The following is a 24,202-nucleotide window of genomic DNA, read 5'->3' as shown; positions in this document are numbered from 1 at the left end:
ATTTATGAAAAAAAAGATTTTTTTTACCTTTATGACCGCAGTATTAACTAGTTTAGCAATGGTAAGCTGTGGAAATTTCACACAATTTAAACAATCTTTAGCCAAAAAATATTATAATTTCACTGACCAAGAAACAAGGAAAAATGATAATTATCACCATTTTTTTCAAAATGAAGTAATTTCACAGAGCCTAAAAATTATTTATTCTGATTTGTATTCAAGCAAGGAAATTATTGAACAAGTGGATGCAATCAATAGTGAAAGTTACCAAAAAGACTTGAAATTCAAGCTAAATTTTTACAACACAATTAATTCAAAGGCTAGCAATTCACTGCTTGGAAATCCGAATCCACTTTTATTTCAGCAGGCGTTTAATTCTTATGGCAATCTTTTTGAAAATAATTGACTTTGATTTTTGGCAAACATCAAAAGGTCAATTTTTATCCGCGGTATCAAAGAAGCTGATCAATTTTTGATCTTACATGAGGATTCTAATTTAAAATTAAAGGAAGATGCCCTAAATTCAAGTTTTTATCAACCAATTTCAAACCAATTTAAGGACATGGCACTAGTTTTAAAAAATTCAAATTTAAATCCCGAAAATCAAATTTTGACAAAAGAATACGAACTCTACTTGTTGAATTCAGAAAATTTTATTTTTTCAATAAATTTTGAGCAGCAATTCAAAGACAACAAATTAATTAAGGTTAACGCGACTTTGTCACCTTGAATCAGTATTTACCCTAAGTTTTTAAACAAAAACAGTTTGCAATTTCCTCTTCAAGAATATGCCTATGTAATTTCAAATTTTCGATCAGGAAAACAAGGTGTTAGCGTTTCACAACCTGAAAAGTCATTTTTTGAGGAAAAACAAGGTGGATCAAGGTATTTTTACACCTTAATTGATTTTAATTAATTGAAATTAACTTAAGTTTGGGCACATTTTTTTTAATTATTGCTTGTCTAAAGGAATTTTCACTAAGTTTGAGATAATTTTAAGAAAAATTTTTAGCAAAAAGCATTGATTTCTTGATTAAATTAGTATCAAAAATCATACATATCAAGCATCAAGAAAGGCGTACCTGAAATCAAATACTATTTAGTTAGAATTTGTCTGATTTTTTTCAAACAAACCAAATCAACATGTAGTTTTGAGGTCAAAAATGTAAGAAAACAGGCAATACTTTGCGCTAAACTCAAAACAACAATTGCTTTAGCAATTAAATAATAAAGGCCGATGACAAAAAGAATTAAAAAAAAGAAGCCAAAAAATGCAGTGTAAATTTTCCCTTTTTGAGCAAATAGATCACAGACATCTTTTCGAAATAATTTGTCAGTAAAGTAACTATTTTTCCAATAAATAGGCGCTAATTTCGGGATAAAGGGTCCAAAAATTAGTGCTAAAATTGCGCTGGAATTGAAAGTTGTTAAGCCAATAAGAATACTAAGTGATAAATTTTGGTGATAAAAATAAGCAAAAAAAGTCTCAAAAATTGAACTTAGAAAAGCAAAAACTGCTAAAAAATAGCAAGTCTTTGCAGCGAAAAATAAATTTTTGAGACTTTTTGCCATTTTTTCTAAAAAAATTCCAGTTTTTTATTTAAATTAACAAAAAAACCCTCTTCCTATTCTAAGTTTGAATCTGTTTCTCTTTTTTGATCAACAAAATCAGCGATTTTTGTTTCTTCATCGCTGATTTTGTCGTCATTTTCACGGTTTAGAGCTACTTTTTGAGCCAAAATTTCGCTCATTTTTTCAGGATTTGTTCTCACATTGACAAAATCAGTTGAAATTTGGTCATCATCATCATCAGAATTTTGAGTCAAAAAGTCAGGATTTTCGGCAATAACTTCAAGTTGCTCTTGATTCATTTGGATAAGTAAATCACGTTTTTCAGTGACTGACATAGTTGTTTTCAATTGAACAAGCTTGTTGTTGGCAACTTTTCAAAGTTCAAAATCAGGACCAAAATCAATCTGTTCGATTCCAAGATCGCTAAGTTGTTTGGCAATAAATTCGGGGCTTTTTTCAAGTTCTGCTTGCTGGATAGCGGCAATTCTTTCTTCACCAGCAGCAATGATTTGTTCTACAATTTCAGGGGGAGTATCTGCTGCATATGTAATTGCAGTTCCGTCTGACAAAATTGCATCTTTGTATTCAATTTTAGCAGCATTTGTGTTGTTAAAAAGAGCAATTATTGCTTGATAAGCAGACTCAAAAACTAAAATGTTGAATTTTTTTGTGGCATCTTCAGTAAAAATTTGGTAAGGATTTTTTTGCGAATATTGCACTAAATTAGCCGATGAACGAAGTTTATCGATCGTATCAATGTGATTTTGTCAATGGCTGTCAAGGGTTGATAAAATTATGTAGCGCTCTGATTCATAGTAGTTTTCGCCAAGATTTTCTTTCAATGATGGTTGCAATTTTTCAAAGTAAATTTCTTCTAATTTTTTGACTAAAACATCATTTAATTGTTCGTAGGGGTAATTTTCAAGTTCAAATTGACCAAAGTCGACTTTGCTGTTTCGCGAAAGATTGTCGTTTAAATAATCAACTAAATTTTTATAATTAATTTCTTGATTGGGCAAAGTGATAAAATCATAACCTAAAATAATGTTAACAGCACGAATTATCATTTTGCGAATATAGTGGTCAAAATTCTGAATTTCAAGCAAAATGTCACGTTGAGTGTAGATTAAATCGCGTTGCTGACGAATGACATCATCATAACTAAGCACGGTTTTTCGCATGTCAAAATTAAAACCTTCAATTTTTTTTTGTGCTGCAAGTAAAACCGAGTGGATATATTTCCCCTTAATTGCTCCAAATGAATTTCCATAGGCAGAAAAAATTTGCTCAAAATTGGAAAAACGGCGCAATAATTGATCTTGAATTGAAATAAAAAAACGGGAAATACCGACATCACCTTGGCGGCCCGCGCGCCCACGAAGTTGGTTATCAATTCTTCGTGACTCTGCTTTATCAGTTCCTAAAATATAAAGTCCACCAAGAGCAATTACATCTCTTTCAAGAATGATGTCAGTTCCCCTTCCAGCCATGTTTGTTGCAATTGTAATAGCATTTTTCCGTCCTGCACGAGAAATAATTTCAGCTTCAAGTTCATTTTGTTTGGCATTTAAAACAGTGTGATTTAGACCTTTGCTGTGCAACATTGCCGAAAGAGTTTCAGAGTCAACGACTTGTGAGGTTCCAATTAAAATTGGTTGACCAGTGGAATGGACTTTAACAACTTCATCAATAATTGCTCGGTTTTTTTGGTCTAAAGTGGCAAAAATTTGGTCATTTTCGTCTTTCCGAACCATCGGTTTGTTGGTTGGAATTACATTAACACGCATGTTGTAAACATCAATGAATTCTTGTTCTTCAGTTTTAGCGGTTCCAGTCATTCCTGATAATTTTTTAAAAAGGCGAAAGAAATTTTGGTAAGTAATTGTGGCTAAAGTTTTTGTTTCTGGCTCAATTTCCAGACCTTCTTTTGCTTGAAGTGCCTGTTGGAGGCCTTCTGAATAAGAACGACCAACCATGATTCGACCAGTAAATTGGTCAACAAGTTCAATTTTGTTGTTCTGAACAATATATTCAACATCTTTCTTCATCACCTTGTTTGCTCGAAGAGCATTCTGAATTCGGTGAACTAATTCAGAATTGTTGATTTCATAGAGATTTTGCACGCCAAAAAAAATGTTGGCTTTGTCGATGCCTTGGTCATTCAATTTGATCCCTTTTGTTTCATGATCAATGTAAAAATCGGCATCAATAAGGGTGTTGACAAACTGATTGGCAGCAAGATATTGAGTTGGTGAGTTATTTTTTCCACCACTGATGATCAAAGGTGTTTTGGCCTCGTCAATTAAAATTGAATCAATCTCATCAATTAGACAAAAATTCAAACCCCGCTGCACTTTTTCTTGCGTTGAAAAAACCATGTTGTCACGTAAATAGTCAAATCCAAGTTCTGAGTGGACTGAATAAGTGATGTCGGCATTATACATCATCCGCTTGGTATTAGCATCCATATCAGCTTTGTTAATACCAACAGAAAGTCCCAAAAAATTGTATACCTTACCGTTGTCAGCGGCATCACGCTGGGCAAGGTACTCGTTGATCGTTGAAACAATAACACCTTGGCCTAAAAGTGCATTAAGATAGACCGGCGCAATTGAAGCAATTGTTTTCCCCTCGCCGGTTTTCATCTCGGCAACCGAACCCATGTCAAGAATTAGGCCACCAAGAATCTGTACATCATAAGGATTTTTTCCTAAAATTCTTTTGGTGGCCTCACGGGCAACCGCAAAAGCATCAACACGAATGTCTTTCAATTTCGCGCCATTTTCAAGGCGCTGTTTTAAAACAACAGTTTGATTTGCAAGATCCTGATCGGTCATTGCTGCGTAAAAACTGCGTTTTTGGTTAATCTGATGCAAAAGCCGGTAAGCAAGGCGCATTTCCGACGATGTCTTAAAAAATTTCAACAATGACTTTATCATCGCGCGCACCCCCGGCTTTATTTACAAAATATCTTAAAAATTATACCAAATTTGTTGGAAAAACAAAGGAAAAATTTGCAAAAAAATGGAGGCGTTTTTGCACTTTTAACACTCCTTTTTTGGCAAAAACCTTGCCAAAAAATAAGGTCTTTAGCTGGTAATTTTTAATTTTTTTGTTATGTAATTAAAAATATAGTTCAAAAGGAAGGTTGTTTTGTGTTAAAACTCCCGAAAAACACCTTTTTGCTCTTTCTATTGATTGTATTAAGTAATCAATCAGTTAAAAATGATCTCTAAAAAAAATCTTGTCAAATCACTTTTCCTAACTAGTCTCACTTTAATTCCCTTTTTGGTTAGAGACCAAGAAAAAAAATGCAAAGTTTTCACAAAATTTTGCTATTCAAAATACAAAACTAGCAATTTTGCCTACGATTAAAAACAAAATTGCTAGTTTTGTTCAAAAAGAAAATTTCCGTTGACAAAGTTGCAAAATCCTAAATCTTATATTTTAATTTAAACCAAAAAAACATCAGAAATTAGAGTCTTTTTTGGTTTTTCTATATTTTTTTAAAATTAATTTTGCCAAAATTTGCTTGAAAAATGACAAATTTTGAGTGGAAAGATGAAGGTTTTTCTTAAATTTTTCCACTTTTTTAATTGTTTTTGTGATTTAATTTTAAAGAAAATACCTGTTTTTCAACGCTTTTCTCACAAGCGCTTATCAAACTTTTCATACTATTATTATAAAGTTTCTATTGTAAATTTTATATTAAATTATTTCCATACACATGCAAAATTACAATTTGTAACCCTTGAAATTCAGTAATTTTAATGTATTTAATTTTCTATTCAAATGTGAATTTATATTGTTTCATTTTGACACACCTTTATTTATGTGTCTGAAATTAATATACTAATTTTGATCAAATTTCAACAATTTTGTGACAGGTTTTTTGTAATTAAACCATGAAATTAATAAATAAACTGTTGAAATTACAAAAAACATCACTATCCAAATTACAAAAATTATGCCTGCAATTTGCGAAATTGGAGGGAGAAATGCTTCCTGCCCCACAATTGCGCTATAAATTTTCGGCATTAAAGGAAGAAAAATTGATAAATTAATAACTAAAATTAAAACTGAAATTATAATTATATTTAGTCAGTGATAGAGAAAAATGTGCCAGGTTTTTGCCCTAAGCGCTTTCAGTATTCCTATTAGTTTTATTTTTGAATCACTTAAATTTTTTGAATAAAAAATTATTTGTATTAACAAAATTGCAATAAAAGTGATTAAAATTACTCCGGCAATTATAACTACCAGATTTTGAACATCAATAGTTAATTTTGATATACTTACTAGCGGGGAGTCAGCTCGATATTCAGAGTTGTTTTTAGTAAAATTTTCGATATTTTTTACTAAATTTTCATGTTTGAAATATAATTTTAAAAGCAACGGCTGAATTTTTTTAACTTGTGCAGTTTCAGAGTTATCGATTTTTGTTTTATTTTTTAGTTCTAATCCAATATTTTCGCCTAATTTATAATGCAAAAAAGTTAAATTTAACTTTTTTGAAGTTACAGAACTGTTTATTCCAACAACTTTTACCGTTTTTATAATTTTATTGCCACTAAAAACAGAAATTTTCTGTTCTTTTGGTTCTTGAATATTTAATTTTGTAGCCAATGTTTTTGAAATTATAATTTCATCTTCATTTTTAATTGGTCTTCCAACTAAAATTTTCCCATCAAAATTAAACCTATTTTTAAAAAATGCAGTTTCATCGATGTAATCAATGGGAATTGCAAATTCTTTTTTGCTATTATATTCAAAATTTAAAAAAGGCAGAGTAAAAAAAGGGGCAATTTTATTTATAGTCTTATTTTTGTCCTTAATTTTACTAATTTCATTTTCTGTAAAACCGTTGCTAAATTCATTTTCTGTTTTTTTAGCAATTACAACCGAATCGAGTTGGTATTCACTAACTTTCAGATAATTTGCAGTGGAAATGTTTAAATTTAGAGTGCCGAATAATAAAGTGCCAAAAAAGCTGGCAAGAAAAAGTATGGCAAACAAAATTGTTGAGAAAAATTTTGATTTATAGTCTACTACTGTAAGCAAAAAAGCTGTTTTTAATTCTTGCTTAATTTTTGAAATCTTGGAATTTGGAGAATTATTTAAAACAACAGAATTGCCATCTTTTTCAGTGTTTGCCACTGAATTTTGTTCTGTTTTTTCAAAATTTTCCTGTCTGATTCCTTCTTTTTCAATATAAACAATTTTATCAGCATATTTTCTTGCGAATTCTAAATTATGACTAACTACTAGTATCGTTTTATTTTTGGCAATATTTTCTAGATTTTTAAATACGTAATCCCCATTTTCAAAATCTAAATTTCCTGTTGGTTCATCAAGCAAAATAAAATCGCAATCTCGTGAAAGTGAGCGTAAAATTGCAATTCTTTGTTTTTCACCACCAGATAAACTATTTACTGCCTGATTTAATTGCTGATTTTTAATCGATATATAATTAGCTTTTTTTTCTAGATCTTTTTGATCAAAAATTCTGTTTATTATGTTATTTCCAATTAAAATGTTGTTTTTTGATGAAATATTATTGATTAAATTGAAGTCTTGAAAAACAACATCAATTAATGGATCCTTAATTTCTGTGCCTTTTTGGTCAAAAAAGGTAATTTTCCCGCTATCTTTTTTCATAAATCCAGCAATTAAATTAATTAGTGTTGTTTTTCCAATTCCGGATTTACCAATAACAAAAGTAATTTTTTTTGGTGGAATTTCTAGATTTAAATTATTAAAAATGATTTTGTCATTGATTTTTTTTGTTAAATTTTCAATTTTTATCATCTTATTCCAAATTTATTTAATTTTTTTGATTTTGTAGTATCAATTTAATCCAAAAAACTTATAAATTCTATCATTTTAAATTTATTTTAATAGTGTTACAATGTCCTTTTTGTAAATTCTATGTGAAATTAATAAATAAATTATAGACAAAACAAAAAAGCTTGCAAGCCAAACAATTATAAAAATAATGCTAATTTGTGAATAATCCGGAAAAATTCAGTTTTGTTGTGAAATTGCTTGATAAACTACAGGCACTAAAGAAACTGAAAATATAATACCTATAACAAAAACAAACACTGAAATTATTACCAAATTTAGTCAATGATATAAAAAAATTTGCGATGTTTTCCCACCAAGAGATTTTAAAATTCCTATTGATTTTTTCTTAAAATTAGAAAGATTTGCCGCATATGCTGAAACAAAAATTAATAAACTTATTCCAAAAATAACAATTGAAACAAAAATAACTAATAATAAAGTGTATCTAGAAGAAATTAATTGATTCATGATTTCATCAGGGCTTCCGGTTACATTGTAATAGCGGTTAACTCCTAGTTTGTTATATTTTGTTAAAAATTCTTGTATATTATTATATAGATTATTTTGATCTAAATAAACCATAAAACTTCTTGGTAGTAATTCTTTTGAATATTTTTCAACGTTATGGTGAAAAATGATAGTATTTTCATCGTTATTTTTAGAGTCAAAAATTCCAACAACCTTAAAAATTAAGCTATTAATATTGTTTCTAATTTTTAAAAGCTTACCTATTTCACTAGTCACATTTGAACTAACTGCAATTTCATTAAATTTTTCCGGCAACCTGCCTTGACTTAAATTTATCGATTTGGCTTCAGGTAAATTTTCATAAAAAGATTTTTGTATTTGTTGGTTGTCAGGAATTATTGCGGCAGTTGTTCCTCGACTGGTGATGTATTTTTCAAAATCTAATGAATAATAATTGTTAGGTAAAAATTCATATTCTTTAAAACCATTGTTTTCTTGGGTTTTTATTAATGTTTTGTAAAATTTTTCATAAATTGACTTTATTTTATTAGTATGAACAATTGAAAAATCAACACCATCTTCAAAAGGTTTGTCCAAAGTTCCCACAATTGTTGCTGTTTCAGAAAAATCATCTAATGATTTTATATCATTGCTTGGTATATCGATATTAATAATTTTGATTATTTTGCCAATTGGGTTATCAATTCCTAGTTCTTTAACTAATTTTTTTGAGATAATAACTTCATTAGGATTTTTAATAAAACGGTTGCCAAAATTTTTGTCGTTGCTAAATAAAGAGTATCTTTTTTTGAAAAAATCTGATTCATCAATTTGAAAAATATGGTTTTCTAAAGCGATTTTGTCATTGTACAAAAATTTAAAACCTTTTGACTCAGCATACCGTGGAATAATGTATTTTATTTTGGGATTATCTTTTTTAAGTTGTTCAATTTCTTCTAGTGGCAATGCAGAAATATCTTTTTCGCCAAGTAGAATTGTATCTAAATTTAATTGAGTAACTTTGTCTAGGACAATATTTTTTGCCGAAATATTCAAATTGACAAAAATTACAATACTAAAAATTAGGGCAAAAAAAGTTAGTAAAACCATAAAAAAACTTACCATTTTTGATCTAAAATCTGCAAGTGTGAGTAATAAAGCAACTCTAAATTTCTGCAAAAAACCAGGCTTTTTATAAACATAATTTGCCACTTGGTTTAAATTTGTATTTTTTGAAATTATCTCAATTTGATCTTTATTTTTAATAACTTCAACTGATAAATCTTCTAAATTAATAATTTGATGAGCATATTTTTTTGCCAATTCTAAATTATGACTAACAATTAAAATTGTCTTATCACTACAAGTTTTTGTTAATAAATCAAGTAAGGCAATAGAGTTTTCATGATCTAAATTTCCAGTTGGCTCATCGAGTAAAATAAAACTACTATCTCTTGACAAACTTCTTAAGAAAGCAGCTCGCTGCTTTTCGCCGCCAGACAAATTTTTTACTAATTGATCTAATTTTTGAGTTTCAATATCAATAAAATTTGCAGTTTTTTCTATTCTTGAATCATCAGATTGTCGATTTAAAATATGATTAGCTATCAAAATATTATTTTTTATAGATAATGATTCAATTAAATTAAAATTTTGAAAAACAACATCAATTAATGGATCTTTAATTTTTGTGCCATTTTCGGCAAAAAAGGAGATTTCACCACTATCTTTTTTCATAAATCCAGCAATTAAATTAATTAGTGTTGTTTTTCCAATTCCGGATTTGCCAATGATAAAAGTGATTGTTTTTGAGGGAATTTCTAGATTTAAATTATTAAAAATGATTTTGTCATTGATTTTTTTTGTTAAATTTTCAATTTTTATCATCTAAAATACGCTTTCGTCTTCGCTAGTATATGGTAATAAAGTATATCCATCTTCTTTGTCAGGAATTAGAGGGTTATTTGTCGCAATAGAACTATATTCATAGTCATCTATTAGTAATCCAGTTGCGTATTGACCAAAGTCAAATATTTTATAATTTCAACCTGTGCCTTGATAATTCATCACCAACCTGTTGGTGTTTTTTTTCTCAAAAGTGTCAACAAGTTCTTTTGTATTAAAATCAATTTTTGTTGATATTCGAAGTCCAGCGCTGAATGATTCTTTATTACCGCTGTTATATTTAGCTTCACCATTTATTTCAAAAGATGGGCTAGCTAAGCCGCTAATTCAAGCACGAGTGGTTAAATTAATATTTTCAGGTTTAGGATTATGATAATATGATCAATTATTTTTTTTATCATATTTAATTTCTGATACCCCTACTCATGCAGCTTTATCCTGCCAAAACAAACCTCCAAAATATACAATTTTCTTAAAACCAGCAATAAGGATTTCTAATTCTCCTTGTTCAATTTTTAATACTTTGTGTTTATATTCATAACCGACATTATTTTCTTTAGATAATGAAAAAAAAGATTTAAAATTGTTGTTATTGCGGTTTAATTTTTGTATTTTACGCAAAATATTTTCTTTATTATTGTCATAATTTTTATAATATGAAAACATTTGCGGTTTTAAACTCTGAGTTATATTGTTATGATTATTTTGCACATTAGTATAAGTAAAAAACGTTAGAGGAACAAGGCTAACAAGTGAAAATCCTAATACTTTTTTTAATTTTAAAATAACCATAAATTTCCTTTTAATTATAACTGATTATAGCATAAAAATTATAGCATAAAATAATTATTTAAATTTTTTGTAATAATGAATTTTTTGTAAATAAAGTATTAGCTTTTTCTGATTTTGGAATGAAAACTTCGCCTTTAAAACGATCTTTTAGCTCACTATTATCCAAACGGGCATCACGGGCCTTGATTTTATTTTCCTTCCAAGACTATCAAAAACTAATGTTGGATTTACTTTGAAGGGAACAATTTTTTTCCTTACTTAAACACATTTTCCTACAAATTTTAACATGTAGGAAAATGTAAAAAATTAACTAGAACTTGTGCTTGAATTTCAATCGCCAAAGACATCAACTTTTTGCGAATCATCAAAACCATTCGGGAACAAATATGTTTTTACATTTTTTTCTTTATAAAGTTCTTGCATTGCTTGAAAATAGGATTTTCTTTGGTGTTTTGAACCATAAATTAGGTCATATTTTGGTAAATTGTAGCTACCATAATAACCTTTGTAATCATTTCCATATGATCTTAAGTTTAAACTAACAGCAGTTGATGCCCTTAAATCTGTAGCAAAAACAAGTGAATAAAGCTTTTTATCCTTGTATATTCCAGTTCCTGACATTCCACCACCACCTGTGAAATTATCAAGTAAAGTGCCTAAGCCTCAAAATAAATAGGGGATAGTTGTGAATTCTTTTTTTGAACTGTCAAATTTAGTAACTCTAATAAGACCATTACTTACAAATGGAACCGAAATAAAAATATCAGTTAATCCTGGTTTATTAACAAAGGATCGATAGGATCTTGATCAAGCAAGATCACCACCATTTTTTAGTTTTTCATTTTGTGGATCCTGGTTAAAATAAAGCTCATTATCCTTATTTACATATGGGCTTACGCTATATTTTCTTGTTTGTCAAGCATTTTTGTTCTTAAATTCATCTAATGTGGTTTTTAATTCTGCTTCAGAAAGTGGGAATCCTAAACCATAAAATTGATTTGCGGGTAGTTTTTCATATTGATCTTTTTGTAAAAAATCAGCATCTGAAGTAATTGCAGTTGATTTATCATTGGTTTTTGTATCCTGATGCTCGTCATATCATTCTTTGGTAATTTTTTTTGCCTGCTCTTCATTGTCAAAAGTTAACTCCATGATAGCAAAATCAAGGAATTCTTGAATATTTTTATATTTTTGTTGTTCTGTAAAGTTTCCTGGACTTTCATTAAAAACATTAGTTCCAAAAACAATTGTTTTTGCATTTAATTCATCAGTTGGGGAAATTGCATTGTTATTATTTAATTTATCCTCCTCAACTTGAAAATTATTATCAGATTTTAATTTTTTTCCTGCATTGTGAACATTTGATTTTGTTCGAACACTAACAGAAACAGTATCATAGTAAGTATCCTTTCTTGGTTCACCAGTTGTTGTCATTACATTATTTAGCTCGACTGAGCTTTTGATTTTTGTAAGTTGAATATCTCAAGTATTATATTGGCGATTATGCGTATTGTAGGCATCATCGTCTCGCCCATAAATTTTACCGCTGTGATAATCATTTGCCACCTGAAGTCTATTTAACACATGGGCGTTAGTGATAAAATATCAAGTTAATGGATATTTTCCATCATTTTCTTTTTTATAGTCAATAATATTTAAAGTTCCTCGGTGAGTACCACTAAAATGAACAACTTCAGTAGGTGGCAAATAATCAGGCACACCTTCTTTTCCATCATGGGTTTTTAGATATTGACCATTTCTGAATGTAACCGAAATTGCACTTTTGGTTAAATTTTTGTATTCATTATTTGGTAACATTCGTGGTAACCCAACTCTTCCAGGCCCACCACGCAAAAGCGCTCCTGTTTGTGGGTCAAGATGAATTGCAGGAGATGTGTCTCCCTTATGATATTCAGGGATATCAATACCAGAAATTGAACCAGAATTGTCATATTTTGGCAACACAAAGGTACGTTGAGCTGCATTATCATACAAAGGTTGGCCTGATTCCTTTGCTTTGTTATCAATTATTGATTTCAAATTTTCAGGTAATTTTTTTGTGTTTCCAAGCGGATAATCAGCAAGCCCATCAGGGTCATCAAGACCAATAACTTTAGCGCCACCGCCGCCATATTTTTCAAGAAAATACCTTCATTCATGATCAGGGAAATCATATTTATATTGATCTTCAACAATTCTTTTTCCATCCCTTATAATTGATCAATTTTGACCTTTAGGGGCAATTTCGCTTAATTTTTTATAATATTCATTAACCTTAGCTTCTGGTATTTCAGGGGCTTTTTGTGGTGGTAATTGCTGTTTTTTTGCAACAGGTTTTAAAACATCAAGAAAAGAGCCAATAATTAGTTTCGTTAAATTATCAGTTTTATAGCCATTTTTTTGAACTTGAGTATCTAAGGTTTTTTTGGCATTATCCCAATCATTTTGCTTTTGTTCTAAATCAGGATTCTGAAAAAGCTTAGGTAAAGAAGCTTTAATTTCATCCAGTTTTTTGGAAAAATCTTGGTAGGTTGCTTCAGAAGGAACACTTTCAAAACTTGAATAAGAGGCATTTACCTGATTTTCTAAAGATTTTTTGGTATTTTCATCAAATTTTGCGCTATTTTCATCAGTGCTTGCTTGATTTTCTGACTTAGCTTTCTCATCATTTTTATTGCCACTAAACTCAGTTTTTGCACCACATGAAAAAAATACAAAACTACTAAAACTAAGACCCATAAGCAAAAAAATTGCTTTGTTTTTCATTAAAAAATCTCTTTTCTTCATATATTACCTCTAAAAATTAAATTAGACAAGATCTTGAGAATTAGAACCAACACCATTGGATTGTTTTCCTACTAACACTTGTGCAAGACCAATGGTTGAACCTATTTGTGATCTTACACTATCATTTTCAACAAAAATTTGGGTAATGTTATTACCTGAGCCATTTGCTACCTCAATAAATTTTTTAAGTTGCTCAATTGCATCACCACTTGGAGTTCCTGATATATAAACAGGGTATGAATTTATTTGTTGGCCAGAAACTTTGACAACAACTTTAGGATTATTCATTGGTACAGGTTCTGAAAATCTCTCAGTAAATTGTGCGCCATCAAGGTCAGAAAACTTAAAGTTTAGACTTTTTGAGCTACCAGCTGATTCTGATCCTTTAATAATTAATTTGCTAAACTTTAATTTTCTAAACCCGGTGTAATTTTCCTTGGCATAAGGGTCATCTTTCCAATTTTTAACTTTTTCATTGAATTTTTGGTCAAACTCATTAAACTTGATGTTTTTAAAAGTGTTAACATCAGTTTCAGAAAAATCAAGGGTTGTGGGCCAACCACCCTTGCCACCAAAGTTTCCTTGGAACACTCTTTGGTTAATTTTTGAATCAAAAACAATTGAAAGACCCTCATTTATTTTATTGATATCATCACCTTTTTCTCATCTAAGACCCTGGAAAATGATTGAACCACCAATTTTACCTGATGATGGATCAAAAGTAGCCTGATTGTTATAATCAAAGCTAATAAAGTCAACATTATTAAGTGCATTTGGATTAATGGTTCATTCTTCATTTAACGAGTTAATTTCAGTATAAATTGATAATTCCTTTAATTTTTTGTTTTCAAGACCACGAAGTGATTTAGTGGCATTTGTGTTATTTAAAAATACAGAAACTGTATTTATTTGACTAGGAATTGCTTTTAAAATTTCAGCTGCATTTTGTAATGAGTGAGTTTCCCCAATGTTTTTAATTCGGATTGCTTGAACTTTGTTGTCTTTTTGGGAAATTTTTGACATAATTTCTTTAAATTTGTCAAAAGCATTATTATCATTTGCATCAAGTTCTATCAATTTTAAAGCTTGTCTACTTTTATCCTCATTGTCAGCATTAGGTGTGTATTCATAAACCTTGATTGAATTAGTGTGACCACTAATTTCACTTGAAAAAGAACCACTTACATCACTTTTTGTTCATCCAGGAAAATTACCATTTGAAATATTATCAGGTGTAAGTCCATACCAACTTGGTGTATTGAAAGTCCTATTTTTATTGTGTTGTTTTAGCCGATTTAATGTCGGATTTTTATTTTCATCTTCATAGACTCAAACATTTGGTGATTCAGTTGAAGGTACCAAACCTTGTCTTAATGATTTTAATTCCTCAGGAGTAAACGAGGTTTTTGGTGCTCTTCTTTTTAATTCTTCAAGATATGCTTTCTCTTTTTCTAAATTATATTTGGGAAGATTAATTCGATTTTGGTAAATTTCTTTTCAAAGATCTCTTCCAGCTTTTGTTTTTGGGATCTTACCGCGAATATGATCTTTTTCAAAATCTTCTTCGTAGGAACGATTAATTTCATCAACTTGAGCCTGAAGTGCAGCAACACGTCCTTCAACATTTTTAATTTCAGCAGCAAGACCTTGCTTATATCGTTCTAAGGCGTTTTGAATTTGTGATGAAGAAACCGGGGCGGAGCTTCTGGTGTTGGTTTGAGTTGTGGAAGGATTGTTTATTATTGGAGATTTTGCCTCACTTTTAGGCCGAGATATCTCGGACTTTTTAGGAGAGAGAGAGAGAGAGAGAGAGACTTTTTGTTTCAGGTTTGTAATTTTTTGGTGTTTCGATTGGCTTTTGAATTTGTATTTTTCTTTTAACCGGAGGTGTAATTTTTTGAATTTCCGGTTCAGGTTTAGGCTCAGGTTTTTCTTCGGGTTTGATCAAGTCCGCTTTTGGCACATCTTCTTTTTTTATAGGTTTTAACTCTGAATTTACGACCGGTGAGAAAAATGTGAGGTCATTTGGATCATTTTTATTTACAAGAGAAGGCGCTGTTGAATTATAACTAATTTCATTGTTAAATGAAACAAAATTAGTTATAAGCGAACTAGCAAAAGAACTACCAATAAAAATTACACTGGCAGCCGAAATAATTATCATTTTTTTACGTCTTGAGAGGTAAGCCATCATAATTTCTCCTTTTTGCTTTACGCTTTATCTATTTATGATATAATTATACCAAAATTTCAAAATTTAAGATTTTTCATGGCAGAAAATAATTATTTAATAGAGTTTGTCCTAAAATAATCGAAAAAAAAAAAAAAAATCACTATTTCTTGATAAATTCATCACAGGTTCTGATGCAAAATTCTGAATTTTATTAATTATTAGATAATTAATTTTTTAAGAAAAAGCCGATTCAAAACTAATGCTATCAAGATTATTAATTTTATTTTTATCAATTACAAGAAAATAACTTTTAAATCAATCATAACTTCCTATTGCCTGATTAATCGCAGATCTTTTACGATAGTCTTGGAATTTCCAGTTTAATTTTATTGTTTTTGTCTTTTCATTAAAACTAAAATCAACAAGATTTAGACCTTTTTCTCTGCGATCACCTCAAATTCCAAAAAGCTGACTAACATAATTATTCAAAATAATTACATCTTTTTTTGATAAATCAATTGTTTCAAACAGTTTATCAACATCTTTTTTAACACTACTTTTTAAAAAAAATTCATTGGTTGTGAAAGTTGACTTTCCTTGATTCAATGCAATTAAATCAACAAGATCTTGCTTATTTTTGATTAAATAAGTATTATATAATTGCTTATTATTTTCATTTTCTTGTTTTTGCTTTTTAAATAAAAGTGAATTTTTACTAATATAGACATAATTATCACTAAAATCACGGTAATCCAATACTTTTTTAGAATCTATTTTTATTTTTATTTCTTCATCAGTTAATTTATTAATGTTATCTATAAAAAGACGAGGAAATTTACCTTCAAATGTTAAGACGTTTTTTTTAGTATTTCAAAATTGATATTCGCTTATTTTTGATAACTCATTTTGATTTTGACTATCATAGACATAAATCAAATACCCGCCAACAGAAAGTAAAATTGTGCTTTGAATTCAAAACCACATTCCAACAGAGAAAAAAGTTCAAAATTTGCTTTTAGGATTCTTTAACATAGCTTATAACCGCCTCAGGTAGATTTTTTTCTTCAGAATCATAGCGATAGGCTTGAAATTTATAATATCCTGTTTTTGGGACTTCAAATTCAGTAATTTCGAGGTTTCTATTGCCGTTTTCTGATTTAGTAATTAAATTGTCGTTTTCATCTAATATTCTTAAATCAATGTCTGTTTTGTCATTTTGATTTTGATAAAGAAAGGCAAGTGTTGCTCGAATTCTGTCACCTTGACGGAGAAAAACACTTCTTTGGTTGTAAGTGCTATTTTTTGATTTTTCTACATTTTTGAATACAATAATATTTTTGATAGCATCCTCAATTTTCCTATATTGTGGTATGCCATACCCTGTTTCAGGACTATAAATTATAGATGTATTTTTAGGCTTTCTAGATCCTGCAATTAAAGAGGCTTTAAAAATTAAAGAATCAGAACCTAAATCAAAGTAACTTTTGAATTTTTGCTTTAATGTTCCAGCTATCGCTGTTATAACGGGGGCAGAAAAACTTGTTCCGCTACCCTGGAATGAATAATCAATTATTTTGCCATCACTATTTTTTATTGGGGATTTTTCAGAAAAGGTGTATGTTCCCGGCAAAACAACTGAGACATAGTTTAAATCGTTTCCTATTTGCGAATAATCAGTTTTGTTCTCGTTAAAATCAATCGCTCCAACAACAACACTATTTCGTGACAAACCAATATCGGACAATACTTTTTTGTCACGAAAATCGTTTCCTGCAGCGATAATATTTATTAATTCGCTATTATTATATATTAAAGTATCGAAATATTCAGATAGTCAATTATATTTAGGGATAAATTCTTCTATACCCCAGCTATTATTTACAATATTTGTATAATATAATAGATAATTCATTTCACCTGATAAACCATTTCATGATAAATTTAATTCAACGGACACAAGACCTAAAGTTGGGTTGATTCCTTTTTTTCCAACAATAATTTCGGCAACCTGTGAAGCGTGTCGTGAATAACTTTCATAGTATAATCAATAATTCCTTCACCACATAGAATTACCAAATCTTTTGTTTCAGGTAAAGCCATAGTAATCATCTTCTATTACACCTTCTGCCTCCAAAATACCTACTTTAACATCGGAGTCAATAAAACTTGTAAAATGTCTTGATCGGTTTTCAACATTTAAACCTACCATATCATATGCTTTAAGATTTTCAGTTTCTGTTTTAAAATATGAATAATTATATCTTCCATTTAATGAATTTGGCGCAAAGATGTTTTTCGATGTTTTTTTGTCATTTTTAATAAAATCATCATAATAAGTATTTGTGTTAAAATTATAAATTTTCTTATAATTAATCTTATTTGATTTAAGCCAATGAATTAAGAATTCAAGCAATTCATCGTTGTTTATTTTTTTAATATGAGCTATAGAGAGAACCCCAGTATACTCGTCATATTTTATAGGGAATCCTATTTTAAATTTTATATTTAGAGTTTGTTTTAGATCTTCAATTAAGGTATTATTTATATTTTTTATGAAAATATCTATCCTATTAACGCCCATATTAATCTTTTTGTTCCCTGATGTTAGAGACGAACTGCTAAGATTAACATTACGAATATCATAATTTGATACGTCTAAAAAATTAGTAGTTTTTTTGTAAGTAAAGTTGTCATTTAAACTCGTATTAAAACCGAGTTGCGATATAGACGTTAAAATAAATAATGAGTACAATAATTTAAAAAATATTTTTTTGTTCATAAAAAACCTAGTTATTAAATATTCTTGTGTATCATTATAGTAATTTTAACATATTTTATAAAATAAATTATAATTTGATAAAACATGTATTTTTGTATTTAAAAAATTTAAAAAGCTTTTTTTCTAAATAAAACTTATCTTAAGTTTTATTTAGAAACATTAAATATTTTGTGTTTTAAAATTTAGAAATATTTTAAGAGCTTAAAAAAATAGGGTAATAAGAATTCAATACGTAAAAATGAATTTCTAGCATTTAAAGAAGAAAAATGATAAAATTTACTTATTATGAATATCAGTAAAAGAAGAAATCCTTTAGGTTATTTTAAAAATTTTATTTTGTTTTCACTAGCAATACGTTTTATTAAATTTATAGTGGGCATCACTTTATTTTTTATATTTCTTATCCCTGCATTTAGCAAATTATTAACAAATCGCGATTCGCTTATTATTAGCACCGGAATTTTAATTACTATACTTGTTTGAATTTTACTGACTATTACAAGTCGAGCTTTAATGATTGCTTATATTGCAAAAGTAAGCTTTCCTAACCAAATTTTTATCAATACAGAACAAAATCCGACAATATTAATAAAACTTTCACCAATTAAAACTACAGCGATTATTGGATTTTTCATACCCTATGTCGATGTAATTTCAATGATAATGTTTTTATTCTTAACTTCCCGCCACCAAAAAGAATTAGCGCTCAACGTTAATTCGAATATCATATAATTCTTATTAATAGTTTTAAATAAAATTAGAAACTATAGTTTTCCGTAAATAAGAAGAAAAAAATGAGACACACCAAAAGAAGTTAAATTTTCAGAAGAAACATTTAGAAGAAAATGATTGAGGTCTATAATAAGTGAATTTTATTTATTTTTTAAATTTTAGAACCAAATATTTTTTCTAATTTTGCCAGCGGGAACGGCCTTTTTAACTAATTTTTCTTTTATAGGTTTAAATCTGAATTTTGTGAAATCGTTAATTTGTTCCTCAGAATTATCGCTAACGGAAGAAAAGGATTAAATATTTTTCTGTTTTAAAGCGCAAATCACTTTAAAAGATTCGCATTGATGTTTTAGCAAAATTTGAAACAGTTTTATTTTTATGATTTTTAGCAGTTTTTTCATTAATAATTAATATTAAAAAAGGCAGTGTAAATGTTGTTGAAATAGCGGTTATTCCAAAATTTAAAATAAAAATAAGTTAAATTTCGTTTGTGTTTTGCTATTTTAAAAATAAAAGTTTTTATTCTGTTTCTTTGATCAACTTTTGTAATATAAATTCCAAAACTAGATCAAAAAACTAGTGAACAAATCGCACCAATTAAGTGCATTATTTCCATATTTCTCTCCTTACATCTTCATTTTTAGTTTCTTTTTGTTTTTATCTTTTTCTTCTTCTGGTTTCTGCTTTGCTTTATCTCAAACAGAATTTGAATGATTTAATTGGTTAGTATTTTTTTGCTTGTTTTCCTTATTTATAAATTGGTCTTTATTATCCATTTCTTTTTCTAGTTTAGATAATTTTTCTTCAAGTTGGAATTCAAGTTCTTGGAAATCAAAAACATAACTTTGTGGTCATTCTCTTTTCATTGCTTTACGAAATTCCTTAAAAGTCCGCATATTAATATTTAAATTATTTTTATCAAATCATTCAATCATAAACTCAAAATCAGTTTCTTCTAGTTTATCAGAAAGGCTAAAATCACTTCGATTATGCCATTTATTGTTAACTAAACAAGTATGAATTATTTCCCCGCTAACAACTTCTGGCACAATTGGGTTTGACAATTTATGATATTCCTGAATAATTTCTTTTGAGTTAAGACCGTTTTGGATAAATTTATTTTCATTAATTCATTTAAATAAAGGATTATATATTTTTTCACGTCTATAATCTTCCCAAGCATCCACTAAAGTAGTTTCAAGTATTTCTAAATACACATCATCTTTATCGTTTAACAAACTTTTCATTTGATTGCGAATTTTTTTTGTTTTGAATCCGCGACTATTATAATCATTGCTTAAATGTTTTTTGCTAGCATATTTTACATCGGATTTAGTTTGTCTTGTTTTTGCATCATAAGAGACTTTGGAAATTACCATATAAGGCGGTTCTGATGTCAGACATTTATCAATATTATCAAATATCTCTTCAACTTGAGAAAACTCTAATTCTTTTGAGTCAAGTATTTCGGTATCAGAATATTTTCTAGTTAATTCTTCTAGTTCGTTATCACGAATATAAAAAATTTGTGAACAGTCTAAATACGAATCTTTTGTAAATAAAGTATTTGGTTTATCTGATTTTGGGATAAAAACTTCACCTTTAAACTTATCTTTTAACTCACCATTATCTGTTCGGGCATCACGCGCCTTAATATAATAGTAATTATTTTCGGTGCTATCATAGAAAATAATTACTGGTCTTGACTTTATTTTTCTTCCAAGACTATCAAAAACTAATGTTCGATTTACTTTAAAGGGAACAAACTTATTTAACATATTTAAACACCCCTTTGATTAAATTTATTCTTAATTAATTTTATTATACAAGAATAAACGTTAATTTCTGTGATATTCTGATAAAAAAACGCCAAAGAAAAATCTCGGCGTTTTTTATTTCACTTTTAGAAAATTTAGAATTAAGAACGGGATTCTTTTGTTTATTTTGGAAGTTCTTCTTTTGTTTCTTTTGTTTCTTTTGTTTCTTTTGTTTCTTTTGTTAGTTTTTCTTTTTCAATTTCTTTAGTTTTTTCTGGCTTTACTACCGACGAATTTGATTCATCATAATATTCATTGTCGATTTCAGGATCAGCTTTAAATTGGATTCCGTATTTATCTTGATAGTTTTTTAGTCACTGCCCTCAAGCTTTTTGCCCAGCTTTTTTGGCTCCTTGGCGTGCTTTTTCTTTAAGTTCTTCAGAATAATTATTGCCAATTTTTGCATCTTCTTGAGTTGGTAGATCTTGAATTTTGGGTAAAAGGGGTTGAAGGTAGGTGTTAAAGTAGGAAATTTTGTTTTGGATAGTTGTGGTTAGGTTTCCTGATTTTTCGCTTGGTCTTGCTTTATCAATTCTTCAAATAATCGGGGCAATTTTTTGATTGTAATACTGAATCAAGTCGGCAATCAATGATTGATCGTCTTGGTTATTTGAGATATCAATATTAAAAACTAAATCTTTTCTTAAATTTAAATGATTATGTGGCTTTAAAAATTTGGCAAGTAATGACACAAAAGAAGCAATTGGAGATCCCAACTTACCAGCAAGTTGTTGTCCAATATCTTGATTTTTGTCATTGATTTCAAAAAGGTATTTTTCAATTGAACCCACAAACTCTAAAACTGATCTTGCACTATCAGCAGCTTGGTGAATTCGTTGCACCCGCATCATAAATCAGCCAATTTCATATCATAATTTTTCTGGGTCACTAGGTTTATACCCTTTTTCAATATAATAATCATCGCGGAAATATCTAGCAGTGTTTTTTCATTTATCTTTTGTATCTTGCTCAACATATTCACCCCTTTCATCAACCACAGAAGGCCACATTCTTTCATTCGCAAGCAAAAAATCAAAACTAATCAGACTTTTTTGAAATCAGTCATTCTGGTCAATTTTTGCCTTATATTTATCAAGTTCGGGTTTAATTATTGAAAATACTTTGTTTACGTCAATATCACCCAATGACTTTACCTTATCCTTATCAGTTAAATCTTCATTAAAATCATAAGTTGATTTGCCATTCATTTTTTTTATAAAGTCTTCATATGATTTTCGTAGGCCTTGTTTTCAAACTTCGACTTCACCAGGATTTTGGTATGATTGATAATCAACTAAATTGCGATTATAATATCCTCTAATTTTTTCATAAAAATAATCAAGTCTTTTTAAATATTCTTCTTTATTATATTTATAAGTATTAAATCCTTTTTTCTTTAGATATTCAGGAATTGACTGTAAAAAGTATCAATAAGGCAAAAGTCCATATTTCCCGGTTCCGCCTTTATTTGGAATAAAACTAGCTTCAGGAATTTCTTCGGTGTAATTTTTTTCAACATTAAAGCGATTTTTTGCTTCTTTTGGGTTTTTCTTTTGCCCGTTAAATCCTAAAACCGAATTAGTAATTGTATCGGAATTTTCTTCTAAAATTGGATTTCCAGCAACTGGATTTGCAGATTTTGGGTTATAACTACCCGGGGTAGGAACGAGCGATTTAGAAATATGTTTTTGCATTTCTTGATAAGGCTGAAAACAAGAAACTAACAAAGTTGGCGCTAATGAAAAACTAGTACTTAATAATAAAATTTTTTGTTTTTTCAATTTTTTATAGATCAAATGCAACATAAAATACTCCATAAATTAAACAAGCTATAATTAAAAAATAAAAATAAGTTAAATTTCGTTTGCGCTTTGCTGTTTTAGAAATAAAAGCTTTTATTCTGTTTGTTTGCTTAACTTTTGTAATATAAATTCCAAAACTAGACCAGAATATCAATGAGAAAATTGCACCAATTAAATGCCCAATTTCCATATTTCTCTCCTTACATCTTCATTTTTAGTTTCTTTTTGTTTTTATCTTTTTCTTCTTCTGGTTTCTGCTTTGCTTTATCTCAAGCAGAATTTGAATGATTTAATTGGTTAGTATTTTTTTGCTTGTTTTCCTTATTTATAAATTGGTCTTTATTATCTATTTCTTTTTCTAGTTTAGATAATTTTTCTTCAAGTTGATTTTCTAATTTATGAAAGTAAAAAACTTCGCCTTGATACCATTCTTTTTGCATTGCTTTGCGAAACTTTCTAAATGTTTTCATATTTACATCTAAATCATTTTTGCCTATTCAATCAATCATAAATTTATAATCGGTTTTTTCTAATTGATTGACTAAATCGCGTTTTTTCCATAATGAGTTAAAAACAATTTTAGCATCTATACTAATAGGAGTTATTGGGTTTAATAGCCTTCTATATTCCTGAATAATTTCTAATGAATTTAGTCCTTTTTGGATAAATTTATTCTCGCTAATTCATTTAAACAAGGGATTATATACTTTTTCTTGTCTATATTCTCTTCAGGCATCGCCCAAAACAGTTTCAAATAAGTCCAATCTTGTTTGATCTTTATTAATAATTAATTTATTCTTCAGTTCTTTGAGTTCTTCAATTCTTTTATTTTCTTGTGTTTCTGATATTGCTTTTTCATAATCATTGTTTAAATGTTCATCACTTGCATATTGAACATCAGACTTAGTTTTTCTTGTTTTTAAATCATAAGAAACTTCAGAAATTACAATATAAGGTGGCTCAGATGTCAGACATTTATAGATATTTTCAAATATTTTTTCAACTTGGTTGTATTCTAATTCTTTAGAATCAAGTATTGTTGTTTTTGGATATTTTTTAGTTAATTCTTTTAGTTCAATATCGTTAATATAAAAAATTTGTGAACAATCTAAATACGAATCTTTTGTAAATAAAGTATTTGGTTTATCTGATTTTTCAATTAAAACTTCACCTTGACGTCTTTTTTTTAGTTTGCCGTTTTTATTATAGGCATCACGTGCTTTAATATAATAGTAATAATCTTCTTCACTATCATAAAAAATAATTACTGGTCTTACTTTTATTTCTTGACTTAAACTGTTAAAAACAAGAGTTTTAAAAGGGCTAAATTTTTTGAATATCCCTTCTCTTATTCAATCTTTAATTGCCACAATAATTCCCTTTGATTAAAAATTTATTCTTAATTAATATAAATTATAATGGGGAAAAAGTTAAATTTTCCTAAAATTTTTCTTTTTAAAAAAATTTCTATTATAAAATAAAAAATTATAAAATTTACTAATTATCGATGATAATTAGTAACAGCAAA

17 protein-coding genes are annotated in these 24,202 nt (G+C 28.5%); 2 read left to right on the top strand and 15 right to left on the bottom strand.

Annotated features, from left to right (window positions below; genetic code table 4):
* The first annotated feature begins 4 nt into the window (after positions 1-4).
* A complete protein-coding gene (locus IM807_RS01530; protein WP_196362811.1) occupies positions 5-916 on the top strand; it encodes an aromatic motif membrane protein in 912 nt (303 codons plus the stop codon).
* Between the two features lie 179 nt (positions 917-1,095).
* On the opposite strand, the gene IM807_RS01525 is transcribed toward IM807_RS01530, so the two are convergent.
* The 10 genes from IM807_RS01525 to IM807_RS04240 form a co-directional block, all read right to left on the bottom strand.
* Positions 1,096-1,572, bottom strand: a complete 477-nt coding sequence (locus IM807_RS01525) for a hypothetical protein (RefSeq protein WP_196362810.1) — start codon at positions 1,570-1,572, stop codon at positions 1,096-1,098.
* Positions 1,573-1,625: 53 nt separating this feature from the next.
* On the bottom strand, positions 1,626-4,511 hold the full coding sequence (secA, locus tag IM807_RS01520) for a preprotein translocase subunit SecA (protein WP_230861157.1): 2,886 nt from the start codon (positions 4,509-4,511) through the stop codon (positions 1,626-1,628).
* Between the two features lie 913 nt (positions 4,512-5,424).
* Positions 5,425-7,380 carry an ABC transporter ATP-binding protein gene (locus IM807_RS01515; RefSeq protein ID WP_196362809.1) on the bottom strand — a complete coding sequence of 652 codons (1,956 nt, stop codon included), beginning with the start codon at positions 7,378-7,380 and terminating at the stop codon, positions 5,425-5,427.
* Positions 7,381-7,461: 81 nt separating this feature from the next.
* A complete protein-coding gene (locus IM807_RS01510; protein WP_196362808.1) occupies positions 7,462-9,774 on the bottom strand; it encodes an ATP-binding cassette domain-containing protein in 2,313 nt (770 codons plus the stop codon).
* Complete coding sequence (locus tag IM807_RS01505; RefSeq protein ID WP_196362807.1) at positions 9,775-10,584, bottom strand: hypothetical protein; 810 nt, start codon at positions 10,582-10,584, stop codon at positions 9,775-9,777.
* 306 nt (positions 10,585-10,890) lie between these two features.
* The gene (gene mip, locus IM807_RS04245) at positions 10,891-13,371 is read right to left on the bottom strand and encodes an Ig-specific serine endopeptidase MIP (protein ID WP_196362806.1); all 2,481 of its coding nucleotides are present in this window, start codon (positions 13,369-13,371) and stop codon (positions 10,891-10,893) included.
* Positions 13,372-13,392: 21 nt separating this feature from the next.
* The gene (locus IM807_RS01495; protein ID WP_230861249.1) at positions 13,393-15,198 is read right to left on the bottom strand and encodes a putative immunoglobulin-blocking virulence protein; all 1,806 of its coding nucleotides are present in this window, start codon (positions 15,196-15,198) and stop codon (positions 13,393-13,395) included.
* Entirely contained in the window at positions 15,158-15,565 is a 408-nt protein-coding gene (locus IM807_RS04450; protein ID WP_230861156.1) for a hypothetical protein, read from the bottom strand. Before IM807_RS04450 ends, IM807_RS01495 begins: the two co-directional genes overlap by 41 nt.
* Before the next feature lie 213 nt (positions 15,566-15,778).
* On the bottom strand, positions 15,779-16,576 hold the full coding sequence (locus tag IM807_RS01490; RefSeq protein WP_196362804.1) for a hypothetical protein: 798 nt from the start codon (positions 16,574-16,576) through the stop codon (positions 15,779-15,781).
* Positions 16,560-18,125 (bottom strand): S8 family serine peptidase, encoded by a 1,566-nt coding sequence (locus tag IM807_RS04240; RefSeq protein WP_196362803.1) that lies wholly within the window; start codon positions 18,123-18,125, stop codon positions 16,560-16,562. The genes IM807_RS01490 and IM807_RS04240 overlap by 17 nt, the downstream gene beginning before the upstream one ends.
* Before the next feature lie 483 nt (positions 18,126-18,608).
* Between IM807_RS04240 and IM807_RS01480 the strand changes: the two genes are divergently transcribed.
* On the top strand, positions 18,609-19,055 hold the full coding sequence (locus IM807_RS01480; protein WP_196362802.1) for a hypothetical protein: 447 nt from the start codon (positions 18,609-18,611) through the stop codon (positions 19,053-19,055).
* Positions 19,056-19,455: 400 nt separating this feature from the next.
* On the opposite strand, the gene IM807_RS01475 is transcribed toward IM807_RS01480, so the two are convergent.
* The 5 genes from IM807_RS01475 to IM807_RS01455 form a co-directional block, all read right to left on the bottom strand.
* Positions 19,456-19,662 (bottom strand): hypothetical protein, encoded by a 207-nt coding sequence (locus tag IM807_RS01475; protein WP_196363096.1) that lies wholly within the window; start codon positions 19,660-19,662, stop codon positions 19,456-19,458.
* A gap of 19 nt (positions 19,663-19,681) precedes the next feature.
* On the bottom strand, positions 19,682-20,833 hold the full coding sequence (locus IM807_RS01470; RefSeq protein ID WP_196362801.1) for an Mbov_0400 family ICE element protein: 1,152 nt from the start codon (positions 20,831-20,833) through the stop codon (positions 19,682-19,684).
* 161 nt (positions 20,834-20,994) lie between these two features.
* Positions 20,995-22,677, bottom strand: coding sequence for a hypothetical protein (locus tag IM807_RS01465; RefSeq protein WP_230861155.1), 1,683 nt, complete (start codon positions 22,675-22,677; stop codon positions 20,995-20,997).
* Positions 22,658-22,864 carry a hypothetical protein gene (locus tag IM807_RS01460; RefSeq protein WP_196362730.1) on the bottom strand — a complete coding sequence of 69 codons (207 nt, stop codon included), beginning with the start codon at positions 22,862-22,864 and terminating at the stop codon, positions 22,658-22,660. Before IM807_RS01460 ends, IM807_RS01465 begins: the two co-directional genes overlap by 20 nt.
* A gap of 10 nt (positions 22,865-22,874) precedes the next feature.
* Positions 22,875-24,044 (bottom strand): Mbov_0400 family ICE element protein, encoded by a 1,170-nt coding sequence (locus tag IM807_RS01455; protein WP_196362800.1) that lies wholly within the window; start codon positions 24,042-24,044, stop codon positions 22,875-22,877.
* Between the last annotated feature and the right edge of the window lie 158 nt (positions 24,045-24,202).

The organism is Mycoplasma sp. 'Moose RK' (genome assembly GCF_015708155.1).
In the GTDB taxonomy this organism is placed as follows: domain Bacteria; phylum Bacillota_I; class Bacilli_A; order Mycoplasmatales; family Metamycoplasmataceae; genus Mesomycoplasma.
This window is presented reverse-complemented; position numbering and strand designations above follow the sequence as displayed.